Here is a 22,406-nt window from a genome sequence, read left to right on the forward strand (position 1 = left end):
TTTTTCTTTTCAGCCAAATATTTTGCGGGGCAAGTCCTATTCCTTGACCGGCACCGTGTAATTGAGCGGCATGCGACCACCATCGGCATAGATCGTCTGGCCGGTAATGTAGCTCGCATCGCCTGAAAGCAGGAACGCCGTCACTGCGGCGATCTCGGCAGGCTCACCAATTCGGCCCAGCGGCGTCCGCGACAGGATTTGGGTGCGAACTTCGGGTTTGTCGGCAACGGAAGCCAGAAGATCGGTCATGATCGAGCCGGGACCGACGGCGTTGACCCGGATTCCATGGGTCGCCAGCGATAACGCCATTACCTTGGTCAGCTGGCTCAGACCACCCTTGGACACCGAATAGGGAACCTGGTTGGCAATCGCGAATGTATCGTTGATCGACGACATGTTGACGATCGAGCCGGGCTCCTCGCCCTGGCTGATCTGATCAACCATGTGCCGCGCCACCGCCTGGCCGCACAGGAAAGCGCTTTTCAGATTGACACTGAGAACGCGGTCGAAATCCGCTTCTTCCAGATCCAGAAAATCCGCCACGTGCACGATGCCGGCATTGTTGACCAGCGCATTGACCGATCCGAAGGCGTCAATGGTCTTTGCCAGAAGATTATGAACATCGAGTCGCTCCGACACATCGGCGGAGGTAAACCGTACCTCACCGATATTGGCGGACTCTTTAACGGCCGTCGCACCGGCGGCCTCGTCAATATCGGCAATCATCACCCGCGCGCCATCCGCCGCAAGCCGCTGCACAATCGCCAGCCCGATACCCTTGGCGCCGCCGGTTACAATCGCGGTTCGTCCGTCCAGTCTCATCGCCGGTTCCTTCCATGGACCGTCACGCCTCCTCAGCGAGACGCCAACATCGCCATACTCTGTTGAATCCACGCATATGCGCGCCCGCTAACCAAACACGGTGTCGCGACGCCGCTGTAGCGGGCGGCGCGACAGTGGCCCGGCTGGCAGGCAAGGTCAATCGCCGATCTTGGCGATCCCGCGCTTTGTCAGCACCTCGGTAATTTCCTCGAGAACACCCGCATCATCGATCGTTGCCGGCATCTTCCAGCTCTCGCCATCGGCAATTTTCTGCATGGTTGCCCTGAGGATCTTGCCGGATCGGGTCTTGGGCAGCCGCTTGACCACCATCACCATCTTGAAGGCCGCCACCGGGCCGATCTTGTCGCGTACCAGCTTGACCACTTCACGCTCGATCTCTTCATCGCTGCGCTCGACATCGGAGTTGATGACAATGAAGCCCGCCGGAATCTGCCCCTTCATGGCATCGGCAATGCCGATGACGGCGCATTCGGCAACATCGGGATGGCCGGAAACCGCCTCCTCCATGCCGCCGGTCGACAACCGGTGGCCGGCCACATTGATGATGTCATCAGTTCGCGCCATGATGAACAGATAGCCGTCATCATCAACAAACCCGGCATCAGCGGTTTTGTAATATCCAGGAAATTCGGCGAGATACGCATCGTTGAACCGCTCGTCGGCCCGCCACAGCGTTGGCAGGCAGCCTGGCGGCAAGGGCAGCTTGACGACGATGTTGCCGAGCGTACCCGATGCCACCGGGTACCCCTCATCGTCGATCACCCGGACATCATAGCCAGGCATCGCCACGGCCGGCGATCCGTGCTTGACCGGCAACAGCCCCAGCCCCATCGGATTGCCGGCGATGGTCCAGCCGGTTTCGGTTTGCCACCAATGATCGATCACCGGCACCTTGAGCACCCGTTCGGCCCATTGAATCGTGTCGGGATCGGCGCGTTCGCCAGCCAGAAACAGCGCCCGGAAGCCCGACAGGTCGTAATTGCCGATCAGGCTGCCCTGCGGATCTTCCTTGCGAGATCGCCCGGAACGCCGTCGGCGCGGTAAACAGCACCGCGACATCATACTCGGCGATCACCCGCCAGAAGGTTCCGGCATCGGGCGTTCCCACCGGCTTGCCCTCGAACAGGATCGTGGTGTTGCCGTGCAACAGCGGCCCGTAGACGATGTAGGAATGACCGACCACCCAGCCGATATCGGAGGCCGCCCAGAACACTTCGCCCGGTTTCATGCCATACATGGCATGCATCGACCAATACAGCGCCGCCATATGGCCGCCATTGTCGCGCACCACGCCCTTGGGCTGGCCGGTAGTGCCCGATGTATAGAGAATATACAGCGGATCGGTTGCTGCAACCGGGGTGCAGGTGACCTTGCGGCCGGCATTGGCCTGCATCAACGCCACGTAATCAAAATCCCGGCCTTCGGTGAGCTCGCAACGGTGTTCGTCGCGCTGGAAAATGATGGTTGCCTCGGGCTTGTGGGCCGATTGCTCGATCGCCGCGTCGAGCAACGGCTTGTAGGCGACAATCCGCCCCGGTTCGAGACCGCAAGAGGCCGAGATCACCAGTTTTGCCTGGCAGTCTTCGACGCGGGTGGCAAGTTCCGAGGCGGCAAAGCCGCCAAACACCACCGAGTGAATGGCCCCGAGCCGCGCGCAGGCCAACATCGCCACCAGCGCTTCAGGAATCATCGGCATGTAGATGATCACCCGGTCACCCTTGCCAACGCCCTTGTCGGACAGCGCGCCCGAAAACGCCTCGACATCGGCAAGCATCGCCGAATAGCTTATGCTTCGCTTGGCGCCGGTGATCGCGCTGTCATAGATGATCGCCGCCTGCTCGCCGCGCCCCGCCGCCACGTGGCGATCCAGGCAATTGTAGCAGGTGTTGGTCACCCCATCGGGATACCAGCCGCCATAGGGCCCCATGTCCGGATCAAACGCGGTCTCCGGGCGGGTAAACCAGTCGATCGCCGCGGCCTGATCCATCCAGAACGCCTGCGGATCCTTGCGCCAGCTTGCATAAACCTCACGATAACTGCTTGTCATCACACCATCCTCCCACAGACCGGTCTGTCTCAATTGCCGCACCCTATGCGGGCCAAGCTGAGCCGGAAACTAGACATTGGACTAGGAAATTACATCAAATCGATTTGTGTGTTCACTTTTTCACAGCCTGATCCGATATGACGCACATATTCGAAATCAAGGCGTTAGGATGATCGGTGCGCGGTCAGTTGAACGCTGCGCGCATTACCGCGAGCCAAAGATCGCCGATCCCACCCGTACTTCTGTCGCCCCAAAGGCAATCGCGGTCTCAAAATCATCCGACATGCCCATTGATAGCCGCGCGATTCCGGCTTGGTCGGCAATCTTGCCAAGCAGTGCAAAATGCGGCCCCGGGTTTTCATCGACCGGCGGAATGCACATCAAGCCGCTGATCTGCAGGCCCAACTCGTTCCGACAGAGATCGATGAAGGTCACGGCTGAATCCGGCTCAATACCTGCCTTTTGCGGCTCTGACCCGGTATTGACCTGGACATAAAGCTCCGGGCTTCGGCCCTGCTTGTTGATTTCGCGGGCAATTTCGCGGGCAATCTTCTCCCGGTCGACAGTCTGGATCACATCAAACAGCGCCACCGCCTCGGCAGTCTTGTTGGATTGCAGCGGACCGATCAGGTGCAGTTCAAGATCGGTCATATCTTGCCTGAGTTGCGGCCATTTCGACTGCGCTTCCTGGACCCGGTTCTCGCCAAATACCCGCTGACCCGCCTCGATCACCGGCATGATCTCGGCGGCAGATTTGGTCTTGGAGACCGCCACCAGCCGCACCGAACCGCTGGCCCGGCCTGCTTCGGCTTCCGCAGCGGCGATTGCTGCCCGCACTCGTTGAAGGTTTTCCTGCGCGTTCAAACTGTGCTCCTCATGTCGGTCATGTCCTTCTCAGGTGTTAGCCCAGCCCGCCGCACTTGCCAATGTGGTGATCGAAAATCCGGTTTCGCGCCCTTACCGAGCCAGCTCAATCGATCCTTACCCTTCAACTTTGCACCCGACCGCGGTCAATGCCGGTTCAATGGGCATCAATACCCCCCTCAACGGTTGACGCTTGCCGGGTTTCATGGTGAAGGTCGCGACCAAAATGGACAGGGTTTTGGTGATCCAACATGGCAATTGAACGGTACAATCCCAAACAGGCGGAAACCCGCTGGCAGCGGGCCTGGGAAGAGGCGCGGATTTACGAGACGGACAACGACAGTCCGGACCCGAAATACTATGTGCTTGAGATGTTTCCCTATCCCTCCGGGCGGATCCACATGGGTCATGTCCGCAATTACGCCATGGGCGACGTGGTAGCCCGCTACAAGCGCGCCCGCGGCTTCAACGTGCTTCACCCGATGGGCTGGGACGCCTTCGGCATGCCGGCCGAGAACGCCGCCATTCAGAACAAGGTACATCCGCGTGAATGGACCTATGCCAATATCGACGCCATGCGCCGCCAGCTCAAATCGATGGGCCTGTCGCTCGACTGGAGCCGGGAATTCGCCACCTGCGACGTTGAATACTACAAACAGCAGCAGGCGCTGTTTCTCGATTTCCTCGCAGCCGGGTTGATCTACCGCCGCAATTCCAAGGTCAACTGGGACCCGGTCGACATGACCGTGCTCGCCAATGAACAGGTGATCGACGGCCGTGGCTGGCGCTCCGGCGCGCTGGTTGAACAGCGCGAACTGACGCAATGGTTTTTCCGCATCACCGATTTTGCCGAGGACCTGCTGCAATCGCTCGATGAACTCGATCAATGGCCTGAAAAGGTCCGGCTGATGCAGAAAAACTGGATCGGCAAATCCGAAGGCTTGTCACTGCGCTGGGAGATTACAGATCCGGCAACGGCCGGTGGTGCTACCGATATCGAGGTCTACACCACGCGTCCTGACACCGTTTACGGCGCCTCGTTCCTGGCAATCGCCGCCGATCATCCGCTCGCACGGGAACTGGCAGCCAAGGACCCCGGGATTGCAGCATTCTGTGACCAGTGCCGCCACGCCGGTACCTCGCTGGCAGCCCTTGAAACCGCCGAAAAAGTTGGAATGCAGACGCCTTTGCGGGTAATCCATCCGCTCGATCCGGAGTGGACGGTACCGGTCTACATCGCCAATTTCGTGCTGATGGATTATGGTACCGGCGCCATTTTCGGCTGCCCGTCAGGCGACCAGCGAGACCTCGATTTTGCGCGTAAATACAATTTGCCGGTCACCCCGGTGGTAATGCCTGCAGGCGAAGATGCCGCCAATTTCGTCATTACCGATGAAGCCTATGTCGGCGACGGCGTAATGATCAATTCACGCGATCTCAATGGGCTTACCCCGGCAGCAGCCTTCGAGAAGGTCACGGAACTGCTCGAAAACCGGCAACTCGGTGGCAAACCTCAGGCTGCGCGCAAAACCAACTACAGGTTGCGCGACTGGGGACTTTCCCGTCAACGTTACTGGGGCGCGCCTATCCCGGTAATCCATTGCGATGATTGCGGCGTGGTTCCGGTACCTGTCGCGGATCTGCCGGTTGAATTGCCGGAGGATGTGACCCTCGACGCGCCGGGCAACCCGCTCGACCATCACCCGACCTGGCGTCATGTCGCCTGCCCGAAATGCGGCAAGGATGCGCGGCGGGAAACCGACACGATGGACACATTTGTCGATTCATCCTGGTATTTTGCCCGGTTTACCGCCCCACGGCACCAAACCCCGACTGATCCGGCTGTGGCCAGCGCCTGGTTGCCGGTCGACCAGTATATTGGCGGCATCGAGCACGCGATCCTGCACCTGCTGTATTCCCGCTTCTTTACCCGCGCCATGCGCAAGACCGGCCATGTCGATCTCAAGGAACCGTTCCGCGGCCTGTTCACGCAAGGAATGGTGGTTCACGAGACCTACCGGGCCGAAAATGGCGGCAAGGGCGAATGGGTGGCGCCGGCCGATGTGTTGATCGAAGAACAGGACGGCAAACGCAGCGCCCGTCATGCCCAAACCGGAGCGTCGCTTGCGATCGGCTCGATCGAGAAGATGTCCAAGTCGAAAAAGAATGTCGTCGATCCCGACGATATCATCGACGGATTTGGCGCTGATACCGCGCGGTTCTTCATGCTCTCCGATTCGCCGCCCGACCGCGACGTGATCTGGACCGAATCCGGAGTCGAGGGCGCCCACCGCTTTGTTCAGCGCATCTGGCGCCTGATTGGCGAGGCTGCGCCGGAACTTAAGGGTGTCGAAGCCGCTACGGGAACCGCGGGCCGGGCGCTGGACGTCTCACGCGCTGCTCACAGGACCGTCAAGGCGGTTGGCGAAGACCTTGAAAAGCTGGCTTTCAACAAGGCAGTGGCCCGGCTATACGAACTCGTCAATAGCCTGGCCGCGCCGCTTTCCGACGTTGCCGCCGCAAAGGCCGACCCGGCCCTCAAATCTGCCTGCAAGCAGGCTGTGGACCATCTGATACTACTGATCGCGCCGATGATGCCGCATCTAGCGGAAGAATGCTGGACCCTGATCGGCAATGACGGCATGGTAGCCACCACGCTCTGGCCGGTCTATGATCCATCGCTGGTGACTGACGATCAGATCACGCTGCCGGTGCAGATCAATGGCAAGAAGCGTGGGGATTTGACAATTGACCGCGATGCCGATCAAGCTGCGGTCGAGCAGGCGGTTCTGGCGCTCGATTTCGTCCGTGCCGCAACTGGCGGCAATCCGCCGCGCAAACTCATCATCGTACCCCAGAGGATCGTCAATGTTGTCATCTGAACGTTTCGGACCGGGCCGTACCTCCGGGCTCGTCGTACTGGGTTTGGGACTTGCGCTTCTGGCTGGTTGCCAGGCGCGTCCGCTCTATGGCACGACGGGCGCACAAGAACAGTCCGTGGCGGTATCTCCGGCCACAAGCCGGGTTCAGCGCATAGTCCGCAACGAACTCGTGCTCGGGTTTGGTGGCGAACAGACGGCAGCCAAATATCAACTCGATCTCAAGGTTACGGCGTACACAAGCGGCCTTCTGCCGGGTGGTGTCGACAACGAGTTTTCCGCCGCGCGGACAACGGTGACGGCCAACTACGTACTCAAGGACGCAAGCACCAGCGAAACCATCAAATCCGGCTCACGGTTTGCCGACGCCCAGCTCGATCTGCCGTCTCAGAGCTTTGCACAAACACGTGCCAGGCAAGAAGCTGAAGATCGCGCCGCACACTCGGTTGCAGCTCTTGTTCGCGCCGATGTCGCGGCAGCGCTCGCACAGTAGATTGTAGCGTTTTCGACTGGTTCGTCGGAGCGAAACCGTACGATATTTCAACGTGATACAGCGATTTTCGCGAATTTGAATGAGCGTCTGGCGCTGTAGTCCTAAACCGGATCCCCAGGCGACGCATGGCCCAGATCAAATCCCACGAATTTGCAGGCTTCATCCGACGTCAGGGCACCCCCTACCGGATTGTGCTGGTCTATGGCCCGGACCGCGGCATGGTTTCCGAGCGTGCCGCCGAGGTCGCCGCCAAGACCGGCGTGGATCTCAAGGATGATTTCGCGGTTCTCAGGCTCGAAGCCTCTGATCTGTCCGGTGATCCAGGTCGTCTGGCGGATGAGTTTGGTGCCATCAGCCTGTTTGGAGGCGATCGGTTGGTATGGATCAAGAACGCCGGCAACGACCGCGGTCTGATCGAGGCACTCTCCGCTGTGGCCGATACCGAACCCGGCTCATCGCATCTGCTGATTGAGGCCGGCGACCTCAAGAAGGGCGGCGGACTGCGAAAGGCAGTCGAGAACGCCAAGACCGCTCTGGCCATCCCCTGCTATGCCGATGATGCCCGTGGCATTCAGGCGTTGATCGACGAAGAGCTAGGCACCGCCGGCCTGACTATCCAGGGCGATGCACGGCAACGCTTGACCCAACTTCTGGGCGGGGACCGGCTGGCGAGCCGCGCCGAACTGCGTAAACTGGCGCTCTACTGTCATGGCGCGGCCACGGTGACCGACGATGACATCATCGAGGCCATCGGCGATGTCGCCGCCTTATCAGTCGATGACGCCATTGATGCCGTATTCGCTGGCGATCCTGTCCGGTTGGAGGCCGCACTGTTGCGCATTCTTGCGTCCAAGACATCCATTTTTCTGGTTCTGCGAGGCTGCATTGCCCAGTTCGAACAACTCGATGCCATGCGTTCGATGGTGGAAAACCAGTCGCGCCAACCCGCCCAGGTACTGGCCGAACGTGGGCGCGGTATCCATTTCAAGCGCAAACCGGTGGTCGAGCGCGCACTGAGGCATTGGCGCCTGGGCGCCATCAATGCCGAAATGCGACGCCTGTCCGAGGCGGTGCTTGCCACCCGGCAACGCCCACAACTGGAAGCATCGATCGCACGGCAGGCGCTATTGCGAACCTGCCTGCTCAGCCGGTAGCTATAAGCTGTTGATTCTAATGGTTTGTTTCACCAAGTAGCCGACACAACTCATCAAGCTGTTCAAGCGATTTGTAATCGATGCGAAGCTGTCCGCCCTGTCCCTTGTGGGCAAGCTGCACCTTGAGGCCAAGCACATCCGACAGGCTTCTTTCCAGAGCCAATGTGTCAGGGTCTTTCGCATCCACCGGCTTGGCTACCGTCCCCTCAGGCCGGTTTGCCTGTTCGGCATCCTTCTGCGCCAACCGTTCCGCATCGCGAACGGACAAGCCGCCATCAATGATGCGCTTGGCCAGCGCCACCGGGTCAGAGGTGGAAACAATGGCTCGCGCATGGCCAGCCGACAATGCGCCCTCAGCAAGCATGGTGCGCACCGGTTCGGGCAATTTCAACAGCCTGAGCGAGTTGGCAACATGGCTGCGGCTTTTGCCGATCACCTCACCGAGATCATTCTGGGTATAGTCGTATTGGGCAATCAGCTGCTCATAACCCTGGGCTTCCTCCAGAGCATTAAGATCGGCCCTCTGCACGTTCTCGACAATGGCGATTTCCAGCGCGGTGCGATCATCGACATCGCGGACAATGACAGGGATTTCCACCAAACCCGCCATCTGCGAGGCCCGCCAGCGGCGCTCACCAGCGATGATTTCGTAGCGGTCGCCATCAGAAGTGCGCACCACCACCGGCTGAACCACGCCGTGTTGGCGGATTGAACGCGACAGATCTTCGAGATCGGACGCATCGAAACTACGGCGCGGATTGCGCGGATTGCGGATCACATGTTCAATCGGAACCAGTCGATCAGCCGAAACCGAGGGCCTGGATTGTGGTGTCGCCGGCTGGTCTATTTCCCCGATCAATGCTGCGAGACCTCTTCCGAGCCGCTTTCTGGATACATCTTCTGACATACTCAATCCATTCCCTCGCTGTTCCGGTAACCGAATCAGGCAGCTTTACGATTGCGTTCGCGCTGAATTACTTCCGACGCCAGTTGCAGGTAGGCTTGGCTACCGGCGCATTTGAGATCATACAGGATCGCAGGTTTGCCATAGGACGGTGCTTCGGAAACCCGCACGTTGCGTGGTATCAGCGTCCGGTAAACCTTGTCGCCCAGATGCGCGCGGACATCGTCCACGACCTGCAACGCAAGATTATTTCGCGAATCATACATCGTCATCACAATGCCCTGGATATCCAGCGTCGGATTAAGCGACGTCCGGACCTGCCCCACAGTTTCCAGCAACTGGCTAAGCCCTTCAAGCGCAAAGAATTCGCATTGTAGCGGCACCAGGATCGAATGTGCGGCAGCCATGGCGTTCATGGTCAGAAGGTTGAGCGACGGCGGGCAGTCGATCAGCACATAGCTGTAAGCCTTGGCGTCCTCAGCCTGAAGTGCGTTGCGCAGACGATAAACCCGGTCCTGCATACCGGCGATTTCCATCTCGACACCAAGCAGATCCATGGTCGAGGGGATGATGCTCAGATGCGGCACGGCTGTCTGCATCACCGTATCGCTGACACTGGCGTTTTGGGTCAACAGATCATAGGCCGAAAATTCCCGATCCTTGCGGTCAATCCCGAGCCCAGTGCTGGCGTTGCCTTGCGGATCAATATCGACAATCAGCACTTCTTCGCCGATGGCGGCCAGCGCGGTGGCAAGGTTGATGGCAGTGGTGGTCTTGCCGACGCCGCCCTTCTGGTTGGCGATGGTAATGATCCGGTTTTTCGAAAGGTGCATCGACTATTATCCGCGGCTAGTTGCGCTTGGAAAAATTGCTAATCTGGAGAATGGCTGATCCATCCTGAAGCAGACTATGATGTTCTATCAGATCGAAGGTCCAATGGTCACGCGCTGAACGCACTTCATCGGGGTAATCCAAGCCTTTGTGGAGCCATAACTGAAGATCCACATTATCTTCGGCAAAAGCGGTGCTATGGCCAAGCAAATCGATCAACGGCGCGAGTGCGCGAGCGGAGATCGCATCAATTTTTCCGGTTTTTTCTCGTGCCGTGTCGATTCGCATCGGATGCACCGTGGCCCTTGCCCCGGTTTGAGCCACCGCCTGGCGCAGAAAAGCCGCCTTCTTGTTGTTGCTCTCCACCAGATGCACCCAACCTGCACCCTTTTCCGCGAGGCAAATCGCCATGACAACGCCCGGAAAACCGGCACCGCTACCCATGTCCATCCAGGTTAGAGGTGTCGGCTGCAAGCGAAACAACTGTAAACTGTCCTGAATGTGCCTATCCCAAAGCTGCGGCAGTGTCTTCGGGGAGATCAGATTTATGGCCGGCTGCCATTTTTTGATCAGGGCAGCATAAAGTTCCAGCCGATCCATTGTTTCACGTGAAACAAAGCCGGATTCGGTTTCCCTCGATATCTGCTTAAAATCCGTTGTCATGACGATGCAACCTTTTCCGAACCGCAGTTCGCTCCGCGCTTTAGATACGCAAGAATCAAAGCGATCGCCGCAGGAGTCATTCCCTCTATCCGCTCGGCATGCCCAATTGATAGCGGCCTGATCCGCGAAAGCTTCTGCTTCAATTCCGTCGTCAAGCCCGGAAGATCCTCGAAATCAAAGTTCGCCGGAATCAATCTGCCCTCTTCCTTGCGTCGCTCGTCAATATCCTGCTGCTGTCTGACAAGATAAACCGCATAAGCGGCATCCACCGAGGCAGCGCGCAAAATACCGGGATCATACGCGGACAGTTCCGGCCAGACACGCAGGATCTGTTCAAGTGATACTTCCGGAAAGGCCAATAACTGAAACGCCGACCGACGCATACCATCCTTGTTCAGAACCAGACCATGCTTCGCCGCTTCGTTCGGCGTCAACGTTCGGGCCTCCAAATCGAACAAACATTTCGACAACGAATCGAAATAAGTCACGAACTTTTTCTGGCGAATCGTTGACGCACACCCAAGCTCGATGGCCAGGGGCGTCAACCGCTGTTCCGCATTATCGGCACGCAGCGACAGACGGTATTCAGCACGGGACGTAAACATCCGATAGGGCTCGGTAACCCCTCGCGAGGTCAGATCGTCGATCATCACGCCAATATAGGAATTTGTGCGGCTGAACACACAAGGTTCCCGACCCTGAACCAGCAGCGCTGCATTCAAGCCGGCCACCAGCCCCTGGGCGCCGGCTTCCTCATACCCAGTTGTGCCATTGATTTGTCCCGCAAGGAACAATCCACCGATGCGGCGGGTTTCAAGCGTTTGTCCCAGCTCACGCGGATCGACATGGTCATACTCAATCGCGTAGCCGGGTTGAATGATGCGTACATTCTCCAGCCCTGCCATCGTCCTGAGAAAAGCGTCCTGAACATCTTCCGGCAACGATGTAGATATGCCGTTGGGATAGACCGTGTTGTCGTCGAGACCTTCAGGCTCCAGAAACACCTGGTGTCCATCGCGCTCGCCGAAGCGCACGATCTTGTCTTCTATCGACGGGCAATAACGCGGACCAACCCCACCGATCTGGCCTGAATACATCGCAGACCGATGAATATTATCCTGAATGATTTTGTGGGTAGCCGCATTTGTTCGTGTAATACCGCAACGAATCTGAGGGACCGTGATGGACTCCGTCAAGAAGGAGAAGGGCACAGGCTCGGCATCCGCTTCCTGCCAACTGGCCTTTTCCCAATCGATAGTCTTGCCATCAAGCCGCGCCGGCGTGCCGGTCTTTAGTCGCCCCAGCGCGAACCCCGCCTTTTCCAGTGTTGCCGAAAGACCCAGCGCAGGGTCTTCACCCATTCGGCCAGCCGGAATTTTGCGATTGCCAATATGGATCAGTCCACGCAGGAATGTGCCGGTCGTTAGTACCACGGCACCGCATTCAATTTGACGTCCGCTCTTCAGGCAAACGCCCTGAACCTGCCCGTGAGGGTTTATCAGGTCGTCAACTTCACCCTCGATGATATCCAGGTTCTCAGTCGCTTCCAGCAACGACAGGATAGCTTTACGATAGAGTTTGCGGTCCGCCTGCGTACGCGGGCCCCAGACAGCGGGGCCCTTGCGCCGGTTCAACATCCGGAATTGGATTCCTGCGCTGTCGGCGGCGAGGCCCATCAACCCATCCATCGCATCGATCTCGCGGACAAGATGACCTTTGCCAAGACCGCCAATAGCCGGATTGCACGACATCGTACCGATAGTGTCGCGACGATGCGTAATCAGCGCCGTCTTGGCTCCGAGACGTGCAGACGCTGCTGCCGCTTCGCTGCCCGCATGGCCGCCGCCAATCACGATCACATCATAACGCATGGTATTCTCCGGATGGAAGGGTTCTTGGTGATGCGGAGCCTCAAGTCAAGTCAGAAACGTTTCACGTGAAACAAATCCGGGCCGGTAGATGGAACAAGAAGTTCATTCTGTAGGAGTGTTTCACGTGAGTCACGCCCTGCAATATTAACCAATCCAACAGGTGTTTCACGTGAATCATTTCCCGACGCAGAATTCGGAAAAGATAACATCTAGAAGGTCTTCGACGTCCACTGCACCAGTTATTCTGCCAATATGGGTCGCCGCACTTCGCAACAGTTCAGAACGCACTTCAATCGGCAATTCATCTCCGATCAGCGACTCGCTCAAATCAGATAGGCACCGATCCAGCAACAAAACATGCCGGGACCGAGTTGGCAGCCCAGAACCACCCCTGAATCCAATTTGGATAACCGGTTGGCGATCTCTCCAAGCAAGGCATCAATCCCGAATCCGGTCTTGCTCGAAACCGCCAAGTCTGACGATGTGGCGTCAGGAGTATCATCACCCGCAAGATCAATTTTAGTCCTGACCGTAAGCAAAGCTTCGCGGTTCCGAAATAGTATATCGGAAGAGGGAAAAGCGCCGGGTTCAACCAGTTCGAGCACCAGGTCCGCCTGTTCAGCACTTGCCATGCTGCGGCGGATACCTTCCTGCTCCACCGCGTCTTCAGTCTCCCGAAGACCGGCCGTGTCCTGCAGCAAAACCAGGTAACCCCCGATATCCAGCCGGACCTCGACCACATCCCGGGTGGTTCCTGGTGTCTCCGACACAATCGCCACATCCCGCTGCGCCAGGCAGTTTAACAGCGACGATTTACCGGCGTTCGGTGGGCCAATCAGAGCTATCCGAAATCCCTCCCGGACGATTTCTGCGGCCTTTGCCTTGGACAGGTGCTCCTCGATTTCCATTATCAGTAATACGAGGTCCGGCCAGATCCGATCCGTTACCGATCCCGGAACATCTTCCTCATCCGAAAAATCCAGTTCCGCCTCGATCATCGCCCGTGCATGGGTAAGTCGCTTTGCCCAGTTCCCATAAAGCGACTTGAGGTTTCCGTCGGACTGCCCAAGCGCCTGCTTGCGTTGGGCTTCGGTTTCGGCCCGGATCAGGTCTGCCAATCCCTCAACCGCTGTCAGATCCATTCGGCCGTTTTCAAACGCACGCCTGGTAAATTCACCGGGCTCGGCTTCTCGCAAGCCCTCAAGTGCTGAAAGGGCTAATAGCACGGCATTGATCGACGCTCGGCTGCCGTGAATTTGCAATTCTGCGACGTCTTCACCAGTAAAGGAGTGAGGTCCAGGAAAAAGAGGCAGAGACCCTGGTCAAGCACCGCACCATCGGTACCCATGATTTTGCAGAGACGGGCCATACGTGCCGGTGGCACGTTGCCCGTCAATGACAAAAGCGCGTTTTGTACCCCTGGACCCGAGATGCGGATGACCGCGACGCCGGCTGGCGGCGCCCCGGTCGATAACGCAAAAATGGTTTCTCGCATAACAGTACCGGATCCGAATCGAATAGACCGATTCTGCGGCCTATCAGGTATTCATTGAATCGAAGAAATCGCTGTTGGTCTTCGTCTGCTTGAGCTTGTCGATGAGGAACTCGATCGCATCTGTGGTTCCCATTGGAGCCAGAATACGCCGCAGAACGAAGATCTTCTGCAAATCCTGACGTGGAACCAGCAAGTCTTCCTTGCGGGTGCCGGATTTGAGAATATCCATCGACGGGAAAATACGCTTGTCAGCAACCTTGCGATCAAGCACGATTTCGGAGTTGCCTGTGCCCTTGAACTCTTCAAAGATCACTTCATCCATCCGCGAACCGGTATCGATCAGCGCCGTGGCAATGATCGTCAGCGAGCCGCCTTCCTCGATATTGCGTGCAGCACCAAAGAAGCGCTTCGGCCGTTGCAAGGCATTGGCGTCAACACCACCGGTCAGAACCTTGCCTGATGACGGAACAACGGTGTTATAGGCGCGACCCAACCGCGTGATCGAATCAAGCAGAATGACCACATCCCGGCCATGTTCGACCAGGCGCTTGGCCTTTTCGATCACCATTTCGGCGACCTGGACGTGGCGAACTGCCGGCTCATCGAAGGTCGAAGCCACCACTTCGCCCTTCACAGAGCGTTGCATGTCGGTCACTTCTTCCGGCCGTTCGTCAATCAGCAGCACGATCAGGTAGCAATCAGGATGATTGGCGGTGATTGAATGGGCGATGTTCTGCAACAGGACCGTTTTACCGGTGCGCGGCGGTGCCACGATCAACCCGCGTTGCCCCTTGCCGATCGGCGCTACCAGATCGATTACCCGTGCCGAGATGTCCTTGGTGGTCGGATTGTCGACCTCCATCTTGAACCGTTCATCGGGATAAAGCGGCGTCAGATTGTCAAAATGCACCTTGTGGCGGATCTTTTCGGGATCCTCAAAATTGATGGTGTTGACCTTCAGCAGCGCAAAATAACGCTCGCCTTCCTTGGGACCGCGAATCGGGCCTTCCACCGTGTCACCGGTTTTCAGCGAGAAACGACGGATCTGCGAAGGGGAGATATAGATATCATCCGGGCCAGGCAGGTAGTTTGCATTGGCAGAACGCATGAAGCCAAAGCCGTCCTGCAAGACTTCAACAACACCTTCGCCGATTATCTCGACTTCCTGGGCTGCGAGTTGCTTGAGGATAGCAAACATAAGTTCCTGTTTGCGAAGTACACCAGCATTTTCTACTTCAACCGATTCGGCGAATGCCAGCAAATCGGTTGCACTCTTGTTTTTGAGCTCTTGAAGCTTCATTTCCTGCATGGGAAATCCAAGTCTAGAATGTAAATTCGTGGGGAAAACGGGCATTTAGACGCGGCCATGAAAGCCAACCAGATTGTGACTGGCGCCCGCCTAGGGAAGGCATTGACTGTTAGATAGCGATTCACGTGAAACGCTGCAAGCCCCGAAACAGCGACATTTGCGCCTGCAGGCCCAATCGAGTGAAGAAAACACGAGCCTCAGCTGAAGGGCTTGATGATCACCATGATCACCACAACGATCATCAACACCGTGGGAATCTCGTTTGCCATCCGCCATTGCCGTGCTGTCAGGGTATTTTCACCCCGCGCAAAACGCTTCGCCGAGCGGCTGAGATACATGTGAAACACCGTCAGCCCGATTACCGCAGCGATCTTGAGCCACAACCAAAGCCCGACAAACGAAAATCCGCTCCAGGCAAGCCAGAAACCCACCCCCCAGGAAACCATCATCGCCGGGTTCATGATCACTTTGACCAGCCGTTGCTCCATCACCACGAAGGTGGTGGCCACCTCACCTCCCGCTACAGCGTCGGCGTGATAGACAAACAGCCGCGGCAGGTAAAACAGCCCCACCATCCACGATATCACCGCTACGACATGCAGCACCTTGAGCCAGCCATAGAGCCAGTCAGGTTCAAACCACCAGCCAAGCAAAGCCAGCGCGACCACAACCGCAATAGACATCGAAGCCTTGATGCGTGCCTTGCGACCCTCGCTGGCGCTTGTCGCCTTGAGACCCATCAGCTGTTGCCTGCGCTGCGCACCCGCTTGATCAACCGTGTGACGTTTTCAGGATCGGCCTGCGGGGTGATGCCATGCCCGAGATTGAAGATCAGCGGCCCGCCGCCAAGTGTTTCCAGCACCGTATCGACGCCCCGATCGAGCGCCGCTCCACCAGCCACCATCAAGAGCGGGTCGAGATTGCCCTGAACCGCGCCGCCCTCCTGGATTTTCTGCCCGAGCTTTGCCGGCACAGTCCAGTCGAGCCCAACGCAATCGATGCCCGTTGCAGCGCGGTAATTTTCCAGCATCGCTCCGGCACCCTTGGCAAAACCGATCACCGGCACGCCCGGCCGTTCGGCCTTGATCCGATCAACGATCCGCTTCATCGGCCCGATTGCGAACCGGGCAAAATCTGCCTCTGACAGCACACCCGCCCAGGAATCAAAGATCTGCACCGCGTCTGCGCCGGCATCGATCTGTGCAATCAGGTAGTCTGCCGACATCTCCGCCAGCAGATTGAGCAGCGTCATGAAACTTTCCGGATGCTGCATGGCAAACAGCCGGGCCGGGGCCTGGTCGGGGGTTCCGTGCCCGGCAATCATGTAGGTCGCTACAGTCCAGGGGGCCCCGCTGAAGCCGAGCAGCGTGGTCTCCGAGGGGAGTTCCGCCCGCAACCGTCGCACCGTCTCGTAGACCGGCGCCAGGTGTGCGTGCATGCCACCGCCATCCAAGCGACCAATCTCTTCAGCAGAGATCGGATCCATCAATGGGCCCGTTCCTTCGACAAAGCGGACATTGCGGTCAAGCGCATCGGGGATCACCAGGATATCGGAGAAAAGGATCGCTGCATCAAAGCCAAACCTGCGGATTGGCTGTAGCGTCACTTCCACAGCCAGATCTGGCGTGTAGCAGAGATCGAGAAACCCTTTCGCTGTTGCCCGCGTCTTTCGGTATTCGGGCAGATAGCGACCAGCCTGGCGCATCAGCCAGATCGGTGGCGGGAACACGGATTCTCCGCTCAGCACCTTCATTACCTTGCGATCACCGGGGTTTTCCATGGTCTATCCCTTAAAGAGAATCCTTACTGAAAAGGATTCTGATTCTATGACTCTGTGTTTTACGGGGATTGGCTTTTATCCACAACTTGTCCACAGCTTGTTCAGCCAACCCCGTCTTATATGAACATGTCTCGCGGTTGGATATGGGGCAGGGCCCGTCGTGAATAAAGCTGCAGATTCAGGGATATCACCCGATCAGCCCATTTTCGCCATGTCCATGGCTAATTGCTTGTCCCCGAATCCGGCTAAACAACGTCCGGGTCTGTCCCGGAAATCGCCTTTGTGGATAAAACCCCACTTTGTCCCTTGCCATCGAGGGGCCCGCTCACTTAGCTCAAGCCTGTCCCCGGTTATCAACAGCCATCGGAGAATCCTGTGGAGCAGGCCAAAAACTATTTCCATCTGCATCTCATCTCCGATTCGACCGGCGAAACGCTGATGGCCGCCGGCCGCGCTGCCGCCGCCCAGTTCCAGGGCGCGCAGGCGCTCGAGCATGTGTACCCGCTGATCAGAACCCGCAAACAGCTGTTTGCGGTGCTGGATGCCATCGATGGCGCCCCCGGCATCGTGCTTTATACCATCGTCGACGCCGAGCTTTCCTCGATCATCGAACTCAAATGCCGCGACATGGGCCTGCCCAGTGTGTCTGTGCTGGAACCGGTGATCAATGTGTTCCAGTCCTATCTAGGTGCCCCGTCCCGGCGCCGGGTTGGAGCCCAGCACGCCATGGGCGAGGAATATTTCAAGCGGATCGACGCGCTCAACTTCACGCTTGATCATGATGACGGTCAGTTGCCGCCAGATTTCGAGGAGGCTGATCTTGTCATTCTCGGCATCAGCCGCACCTCGAAAACGCCAACCTCGATCTATCTCGCCAACCGTGGCGTCAAGACCGCCAACATCCCGATTGTTCATGGTGTGCCGCTTCCCGAAGGCCTGATCACCGCCAAGAAGCCGCTTGTCGTCGGGCTCGTCGCCTCGGTCGATCGCATTGCCCATGTTCGTCAGAATCGGGTGCTGGGCACGACCGCGGACTATCATGGTGAGCACTACACTGACCGCGCGCTGATCAGCGAGGAACTCAAATATGCCCGCATGCTGTGCGAACGGCACAACTGGCCGGTGATTGACGTCAGCCGCCGCTCGATCGAGGAAACCGCCGCGGCAATCCTTGCCTTGCGGCCTAAGTGGCACTAGTTCCGGTGACCCGGCAAGACATATTGAAGGAGTGCCCATGACACCCGATCTCATCCTAGCATCGGCAAGCCCTTTCAGGAAAACACTGTTGCAGAACGCCGGCCTGACTTTCGTTTCGGAATCGGCGCAAATTGATGAACGCGCCGTTGAAGAGACGGTGCAAGGTCTGGACGCTGAAGATCTGGCGACAATTCTGGCTGAAGCCAAGGCGCAGGATGTGTCCAGTCGTCATCCCGGCGCCATCGTCATTGGTTCCGATCAGACGCTGTCGCTTGACGGTGAAATCTTCCACAAGCCTGAAAACATGGATCAGGCCCGGCGCCGGCTGCTCAAGCTTTCTGGTCGCACCCATTTGCTCAACAGCGCGGTGGCGTTGGCAAGGGATGGTGAAACTCTCTGGCGTCATGTTTCCGTTGCGCGAATGACGATGCGCCAGCTCGACCCGGGCTTTGTTGGTCGTCATCTCGCCAATGTCGGAGACCGCGCCCTGTCGTCGGTCGGCGCCTACCAGTTTGAAGGCGAGGGTATCCAGTTGTTCGAGCGCATCGAAGGTGATTATTTCGCCATCATCGGTCTGCCGCTGCTGCCGCTACTAGCCCAATTGCGTGAATTGGCAATCATCGATGGTTGATGTCGCAATGAATGCACCGCGCGCCTTTGTTATCGGCGATCCCATCAGCCATTCGCGTTCGCCACTGATCCACCGCTACTGGCTGGCAAATGCTGGAATTGCTGGTAGTTATGATCCGGTAGAAGTTAAACCGAAAGATCTTCCGGAGTTCGTGGCCCGTCTGAAGGATGGTGCTGCGGGTATTGCCGGCGGTAATGTCACCCTTCCTCATAAGCAGGCCATCGCCGAACTGGTCGATACAACTGACGAAACCGCGCGACAGATCGGTGCCGTCAATACGGTCTGGCTCGAAGATGGAAAATTAAAGGCCACCAACACCGATTCGCACGGTTTTGCCGCCAATCTCGATGCCAGCGCACTCGGCTGGGACAAGGCCCAATCGGCGCTGGTTCTGGGCGCCGGCGGGGCCAGCCGGGCCATCATTCATGCGCTTCTGGCGCGCGGCTTCGGTTCGGTGCGGATCGTCAACCGAACCCAATCCCGTGCCCGTGAATTGGCCGAACGGTTCGGCCCGCGCGTTTCCGCGCATGCCATGGAGGATCTTCCGGATCTCCTCATCGGAACCGGCCTGTTCGTCAACACCACTTCATTGGGCATGGGCGGAACCACGGTTCCCGAACTCGATTTCACAGCCATGGCATCGGGCGCGCTGGTAACCGATATCGTCTATGTGCCGCTGCAAACGCCGATTCTGAAAATGGCGACGGCTCAGGGTCTTGCCACTGTCGATGGGCTCGGCATGCTGTTGCATCAGGCCGTGCCCGGTTTTGAGAAATGGTTTGGAATCAGGCCCGAAGTCACCACCGAACTTCGGCAATTGGTAATTGCCGACATGGAGCAGCACGCATGATCGTCATTGGCCTGACCGGTTCGATCGGCATGGGAAAATCAACCACCGCCGAAATGTTCAGCGATGCCGGTATTCCGGTAATCAGCGCCGACGAGATCGTTCATGAGCTTTACCGCGGCGAAGCAGTGCAGCCTATTGAAGCCGCTTTCCCGGGAGCAACGGTTGATGGTGCGGTTGATCGCGAGGCGTTGTCGCGCACGCTTCTTGCCGATCCGGCCGGTTTTAAAAGGCTTGAAGCCATTATTCACCCGCTGGTGCGCGCCCGCGAGCAGGCCTTTGTCGATCAGGCCCGGGCGGACGGCCATGCCATGGTGCTGGTCGACATTCCGCTGCTTTACGAAACCGGGGCCGAAAACCGGGTCGATGTGGTTGTTGTCGTCACCTGCGATGCCGATATCCAGCGCCAGCGCGTCATGGCGCGGCCAGGGATGACGGTCGAAAAATTCGAGGCTGTCCTGGCGCGACAGGTGCCGGATGCGGAAAAACGCGCGCGCGCCGATCATATTATCGATACCGGCCAGGGGCTGGAACCGGCCCGGCGCCAGGTCGCCGACATTATTGCGGCGCTCGGCGCCAGCAAACAGGGGTAGGGCAAGCGGCATGCGTGAAATCGTCTTCGATACTGAAACCACCGGCCTCGACAACAAGGCTGACCGGATCATTGAAATCGGCTGCATCGAGCTCGACAACCAGTTTCCGACTGGACGGTCGCTGCATCTCTTCATCAATCCCGCCGGCCGCAAGGTGCACCCCGATGCGCTTGCCGTTCACGGCATCACCGATGCCTTTTTGGCCGACAAGCCGGCGTTCTCCGAGGTTGCAGAAAAAATCATCGCGTTTTTCGATGGCGCCCGTTATGTCGCTCACAACGCCAATTTCGACATGGGATTTCTTAATTCGGAGTTTCAGCGGATCGACCTGCCCGCAGTGGATCCCGACCGGGTCGTTGATACGCTGGCGCTGGCGCGCCGACGCCATCCGATGGGCCCCAACAGCCTCGATGCGCTCTGTCGCCGTTATGGAATCGACAATTCGCATCGGACCAAGCACGGCGCGCTGCTCGACGCCGAACTGCTGACGGATGTCTATATCGAGATGCTGGGCGGTCGCCAGGCGGCCCTTGGGTTGTCGGATGTCGAAGATGCCAATGTTGTCGAGACCACCGAGCATATGGTGATCGAGATCGGCCACCGCCCGAGCCCGCTGCCCGAGCGCCTGACCGTGGTCGACCTCGAGGCTCATTCCAGACTGGTTGCCCGTATCGGCGAAAATGCACTTTGGCTGAAAACGCCCGGCGATGGGTGATTGTTGAAACAGGCAGGTTTGACATAAAAAAAGCCGCCCGGAGGCGGCTTTTCCATATTTGAAAATCTGTGGCTCAGTTGACCTGAGGAGTCGCGACCTTCGCCTTGGTCTGCTCTTCGGCCATGCGCTGTTGAAACATCTGCGCAAAATCGATCGGATCGACCAGCAGCGGCGGGAAACCGCCATTGCGCGTAGCGTCGGCAACGATCTGCCGGGCAAACGGGAACAGGATGCGCGGGCATTCGATGAACAGCAGCGGCAGCATGTGCTCCTGCGGGAAACCCACGACCCGGAATACGCCGCCGTAAACCAGCTCGACAGCGAACACGACCGTATCGCCGCTCTTTGCTTCGGCGTTCATGGTCAACAGCACATCGAATTCGGTCTCGCCCAGCGGATTGGCGTTGACGTTGACGTTGATGTTGATAATCGGTGCCTTCTCGCGCGGTCCAAGCGATTTCGGCGCGCCCGGATTTTCAAACGACAAGTCCTTCACATACTGTGCCAGAACATTAAGCGTCGGCGCTTCGCCGTTGGCCTTTGCCTCGCCTGCGGCGGCGCCGCTTGTGCCGGTAGTGTCCTTTGCCATGTGGCCTTTTCCCATTCTTTCGTCCGCCAAGGCGGTTTTCCGGTAAATTGTTCGCGCTTGGGCTAGCATTTCGTCACAAAGCTTACAACCCGTTTGCGCCGCCCTTGCCGTTCCTGCGATGGTCCGACAGCCTGTCGGTGTCGCCATTGCCGGGTGAATTGCCCGGCTGACGCTCATATTCGTCGGCGTCGAGATCGACCACGCCGTCTGGTGTTCGCGGCCCACCATGCGGCCCGGAACTGAAGCCGCTGCTCATGGTCTGAACCACGACCCGGTTCTTGACCAGTCGCCACACCCCGTCGCGGATAGCCGGGACAAACAGCAGAAAGCCCAGCGAATCAGTGACGAAACCAGGCGTCAGCAGCAGCACGCCTGCCACCAGCAGCATCACGCCATGCACCAGTTCGCGTCCGGGAACCCGGTTGGCACGCATTTCCGAGTTGATGCGATTGAATAGCCCGATCCCCTGCCAGCGAAGCAGAAAGCTGCCGACCACGGCCGTCAGCAGCACCATGCCAAGTGTGGCCCAAACCCCTATCTGGCCGCCAATGACGACAAAGGCGGCGATCTCGGCCAGCGGTATGGCGAGAAGCAAAAACGGGATCAGGGAGAAGCGCATAGAGAGGTTTCCGAGCTTGATGCCGGGTCAGGATTGCCGCCCGCATGAAATAGAATGCCACAACCCTTTGATTGATTGGCCC

Annotated in this window: 20 protein-coding genes and 2 pseudogenes; 8 read left to right on the forward strand and 14 right to left on the reverse strand. The window is 58.2% G+C overall.

The features are described 5' to 3' along the window. Nucleotides 1–36 precede the first annotated feature (36 nt). The 4 genes and pseudogenes from OEG84_RS15345 to OEG84_RS15360 form a co-directional block, all read right to left on the reverse strand. On the reverse strand, nucleotides 37–822 hold the full coding sequence (locus OEG84_RS15345) for an SDR family NAD(P)-dependent oxidoreductase (RefSeq protein WP_267654557.1): 786 nt from the start codon (nucleotides 820–822) through the stop codon (nucleotides 37–39). Between the two features lie 156 nt (nucleotides 823–978). Continuing rightward, nucleotides 979–1,626, reverse strand: coding sequence for an AMP-binding enzyme (locus OEG84_RS25380; protein WP_324288261.1), 648 nt, complete (start codon nucleotides 1,624–1,626; stop codon nucleotides 979–981). Next, nucleotides 1,606–2,890 (reverse strand): annotated as a pseudogene (locus OEG84_RS15355) (AMP-binding protein); the annotation flags it as partial. The gene OEG84_RS25380 and the pseudogene OEG84_RS15355, both read right to left, overlap by 21 nt. Nucleotides 2,891–3,094: 204 nt before the next feature. After that, entirely contained in the window at nucleotides 3,095–3,754 is a 660-nt protein-coding gene (locus OEG84_RS15360; RefSeq protein ID WP_267654558.1) for a YggS family pyridoxal phosphate-dependent enzyme, read from the reverse strand. Between the two features lie 251 nt (nucleotides 3,755–4,005). Between OEG84_RS15360 and leuS the strand changes: the two genes are divergently transcribed. The 3 genes from leuS to holA all read left to right on the forward strand — a co-directional run bounded on the left by leuS (nucleotide 4,006) and on the right by holA (nucleotide 8,280). Further along, nucleotides 4,006–6,636, forward strand: coding sequence for a leucine--tRNA ligase (gene leuS, locus OEG84_RS15365; protein WP_267654559.1), 2,631 nt, complete (start codon nucleotides 4,006–4,008; stop codon nucleotides 6,634–6,636). Next, complete coding sequence (lptE, locus tag OEG84_RS15370; RefSeq protein ID WP_267654560.1) at nucleotides 6,623–7,126, forward strand: LPS assembly lipoprotein LptE; 504 nt, start codon at nucleotides 6,623–6,625, stop codon at nucleotides 7,124–7,126. Before leuS ends, lptE begins: the two co-directional genes overlap by 14 nt. A 125-nt stretch (nucleotides 7,127–7,251) precedes the next feature. Beyond that, complete coding sequence (gene holA, locus OEG84_RS15375; protein WP_267654561.1) at nucleotides 7,252–8,280, forward strand: DNA polymerase III subunit delta; 1,029 nt, start codon at nucleotides 7,252–7,254, stop codon at nucleotides 8,278–8,280. A gap of 16 nt (nucleotides 8,281–8,296) precedes the next feature. Here the strand turns inward: holA and OEG84_RS15380 are convergent, their stop codons facing one another. The 8 genes and pseudogenes from OEG84_RS15380 to hemE form a co-directional block, all read right to left on the reverse strand. Continuing rightward, complete coding sequence (locus tag OEG84_RS15380; protein WP_267654562.1) at nucleotides 8,297–9,187, reverse strand: ParB/RepB/Spo0J family partition protein; 891 nt, start codon at nucleotides 9,185–9,187, stop codon at nucleotides 8,297–8,299. Between the two features lie 35 nt (nucleotides 9,188–9,222). Further along, a complete protein-coding gene (locus OEG84_RS15385; RefSeq protein ID WP_267654563.1) occupies nucleotides 9,223–10,017 on the reverse strand; it encodes a ParA family protein in 795 nt (264 codons plus the stop codon). Nucleotides 10,018–10,033: 16 nt separating this feature from the next. Next, entirely contained in the window at nucleotides 10,034–10,678 is a 645-nt protein-coding gene (gene rsmG, locus OEG84_RS15390; RefSeq protein ID WP_267654564.1) for a 16S rRNA (guanine(527)-N(7))-methyltransferase RsmG, read from the reverse strand. Continuing rightward, nucleotides 10,675–12,549: a tRNA uridine-5-carboxymethylaminomethyl(34) synthesis enzyme MnmG gene (gene mnmG / locus OEG84_RS15395; protein WP_267654565.1), complete on the reverse strand. Its 1,875-nt coding sequence runs from the start codon at nucleotides 12,547–12,549 to the stop codon at nucleotides 10,675–10,677. The genes rsmG and mnmG overlap by 4 nt, the downstream gene beginning before the upstream one ends. A gap of 174 nt (nucleotides 12,550–12,723) precedes the next feature. After that, nucleotides 12,724–14,044 (reverse strand): annotated as a pseudogene (mnmE, locus tag OEG84_RS15400) (tRNA uridine-5-carboxymethylaminomethyl(34) synthesis GTPase MnmE). A gap of 43 nt (nucleotides 14,045–14,087) precedes the next feature. After that, nucleotides 14,088–15,353, reverse strand: coding sequence for a transcription termination factor Rho (gene rho, locus OEG84_RS15405; RefSeq protein WP_267654566.1), 1,266 nt, complete (start codon nucleotides 15,351–15,353; stop codon nucleotides 14,088–14,090). Nucleotides 15,354–15,550: 197 nt separating this feature from the next. After that, on the reverse strand, nucleotides 15,551–16,096 hold the full coding sequence (hemJ, locus tag OEG84_RS15410; RefSeq protein ID WP_425602920.1) for a protoporphyrinogen oxidase HemJ: 546 nt from the start codon (nucleotides 16,094–16,096) through the stop codon (nucleotides 15,551–15,553). Beyond that, entirely contained in the window at nucleotides 16,093–17,133 is a 1,041-nt protein-coding gene (hemE, locus tag OEG84_RS15415) for a uroporphyrinogen decarboxylase (RefSeq protein WP_267654568.1), read from the reverse strand. The genes hemJ and hemE overlap by 4 nt, the downstream gene beginning before the upstream one ends. 375 nt (nucleotides 17,134–17,508) lie before the next feature. Between hemE and OEG84_RS15420 the strand changes: the two genes are divergently transcribed. The 5 genes from OEG84_RS15420 to dnaQ are packed head-to-tail and all read left to right on the forward strand — an operon-like array spanning nucleotide 17,509 to nucleotide 21,116. After that, a complete protein-coding gene (locus OEG84_RS15420; protein ID WP_267654569.1) occupies nucleotides 17,509–18,330 on the forward strand; it encodes a pyruvate, water dikinase regulatory protein in 822 nt (273 codons plus the stop codon). A 37-nt stretch (nucleotides 18,331–18,367) separates the two neighbouring features. After that, on the forward strand, nucleotides 18,368–18,961 hold the full coding sequence (locus tag OEG84_RS15425; protein ID WP_267654570.1) for a Maf-like protein: 594 nt from the start codon (nucleotides 18,368–18,370) through the stop codon (nucleotides 18,959–18,961). Beyond that, nucleotides 18,954–19,811, forward strand: a complete 858-nt coding sequence (locus OEG84_RS15430; RefSeq protein ID WP_267654571.1) for a shikimate dehydrogenase — start codon at nucleotides 18,954–18,956, stop codon at nucleotides 19,809–19,811. Before OEG84_RS15425 ends, OEG84_RS15430 begins: the two co-directional genes overlap by 8 nt. After that, nucleotides 19,808–20,401 carry a dephospho-CoA kinase gene (gene coaE / locus OEG84_RS15435; RefSeq protein WP_267654572.1) on the forward strand — a complete coding sequence of 198 codons (594 nt, stop codon included), beginning with the start codon at nucleotides 19,808–19,810 and terminating at the stop codon, nucleotides 20,399–20,401. Before OEG84_RS15430 ends, coaE begins: the two co-directional genes overlap by 4 nt. A gap of 10 nt (nucleotides 20,402–20,411) precedes the next feature. Further along, nucleotides 20,412–21,116 (forward strand): DNA polymerase III subunit epsilon, encoded by a 705-nt coding sequence (dnaQ, locus tag OEG84_RS15440; protein ID WP_267654573.1) that lies wholly within the window; start codon nucleotides 20,412–20,414, stop codon nucleotides 21,114–21,116. Nucleotides 21,117–21,189: 73 nt separating this feature from the next. On the opposite strand, the gene secB is transcribed toward dnaQ, so the two are convergent. Continuing rightward, nucleotides 21,190–21,705 carry a protein-export chaperone SecB gene (gene secB, locus OEG84_RS15445; RefSeq protein WP_267654574.1) on the reverse strand — a complete coding sequence of 172 codons (516 nt, stop codon included), beginning with the start codon at nucleotides 21,703–21,705 and terminating at the stop codon, nucleotides 21,190–21,192. 82 nt (nucleotides 21,706–21,787) lie between these two features. Beyond that, on the reverse strand, nucleotides 21,788–22,324 hold the full coding sequence (locus OEG84_RS15450; protein WP_267654575.1) for an FxsA family protein: 537 nt from the start codon (nucleotides 22,322–22,324) through the stop codon (nucleotides 21,788–21,790). Nucleotides 22,325–22,406: the final 82 nt, after the last annotated feature.

Origin of the sequence: Hoeflea algicola, assembly GCF_026619415.1 — a bacterium.
In the GTDB taxonomy this organism is placed as follows: domain Bacteria; phylum Pseudomonadota; class Alphaproteobacteria; order Rhizobiales; family Rhizobiaceae; genus Hoeflea; species Hoeflea algicola.

What these genes read in the sequence shown, in the direction of transcription:
- OEG84_RS25380 (WP_324288261.1), bottom strand. Translation starts at nt 1,626, where the DNA reads ATGCCTGGCTATGATGTCCGGGTGATCGACGATGAGGGGTACCCGGTG.
- OEG84_RS15385 (WP_267654563.1), bottom strand. Translation starts at nt 10,017, where the DNA reads ATGCACCTTTCGAAAAACCGGATCATTACCATCGCCAACCAGAAGGGC.
- rho (WP_267654566.1), bottom strand. Translation starts at nt 15,353, where the DNA reads ATGCAGGAAATGAAGCTTCAAGAGCTCAAAAACAAGAGTGCAACCGAT.
- holA (WP_267654561.1), top strand. Translation starts at nt 7,252, where the DNA reads ATGGCCCAGATCAAATCCCACGAATTTGCAGGCTTCATCCGACGTCAG.
- OEG84_RS15425 (WP_267654570.1), top strand. Translation starts at nt 18,368, where the DNA reads ATGACACCCGATCTCATCCTAGCATCGGCAAGCCCTTTCAGGAAAACA.
- coaE (WP_267654572.1), top strand. Translation starts at nt 19,808, where the DNA reads ATGATCGTCATTGGCCTGACCGGTTCGATCGGCATGGGAAAATCAACC.
- leuS (WP_267654559.1), top strand. Translation starts at nt 4,006, where the DNA reads ATGGCAATTGAACGGTACAATCCCAAACAGGCGGAAACCCGCTGGCAG.
- OEG84_RS15345 (WP_267654557.1), bottom strand. Translation starts at nt 822, where the DNA reads ATGAGACTGGACGGACGAACCGCGATTGTAACCGGCGGCGCCAAGGGT.
- hemE (WP_267654568.1), bottom strand. Translation starts at nt 17,133, where the DNA reads ATGGAAAACCCCGGTGATCGCAAGGTAATGAAGGTGCTGAGCGGAGAA.
- lptE (WP_267654560.1), top strand. Translation starts at nt 6,623, where the DNA reads ATGTTGTCATCTGAACGTTTCGGACCGGGCCGTACCTCCGGGCTCGTC.
- OEG84_RS15430 (WP_267654571.1), top strand. Translation starts at nt 18,954, where the DNA reads ATGGTTGATGTCGCAATGAATGCACCGCGCGCCTTTGTTATCGGCGAT.
- secB (WP_267654574.1), bottom strand. Translation starts at nt 21,705, where the DNA reads ATGGCAAAGGACACTACCGGCACAAGCGGCGCCGCCGCAGGCGAGGCA.
- rsmG (WP_267654564.1), bottom strand. Translation starts at nt 10,678, where the DNA reads ATGACAACGGATTTTAAGCAGATATCGAGGGAAACCGAATCCGGCTTT.
- OEG84_RS15380 (WP_267654562.1), bottom strand. Translation starts at nt 9,187, where the DNA reads ATGTCAGAAGATGTATCCAGAAAGCGGCTCGGAAGAGGTCTCGCAGCA.
- OEG84_RS15450 (WP_267654575.1), bottom strand. Translation starts at nt 22,324, where the DNA reads ATGCGCTTCTCCCTGATCCCGTTTTTGCTTCTCGCCATACCGCTGGCC.
- dnaQ (WP_267654573.1), top strand. Translation starts at nt 20,412, where the DNA reads ATGCGTGAAATCGTCTTCGATACTGAAACCACCGGCCTCGACAACAAG.
- mnmG (WP_267654565.1), bottom strand. Translation starts at nt 12,549, where the DNA reads ATGCGTTATGATGTGATCGTGATTGGCGGCGGCCATGCGGGCAGCGAA.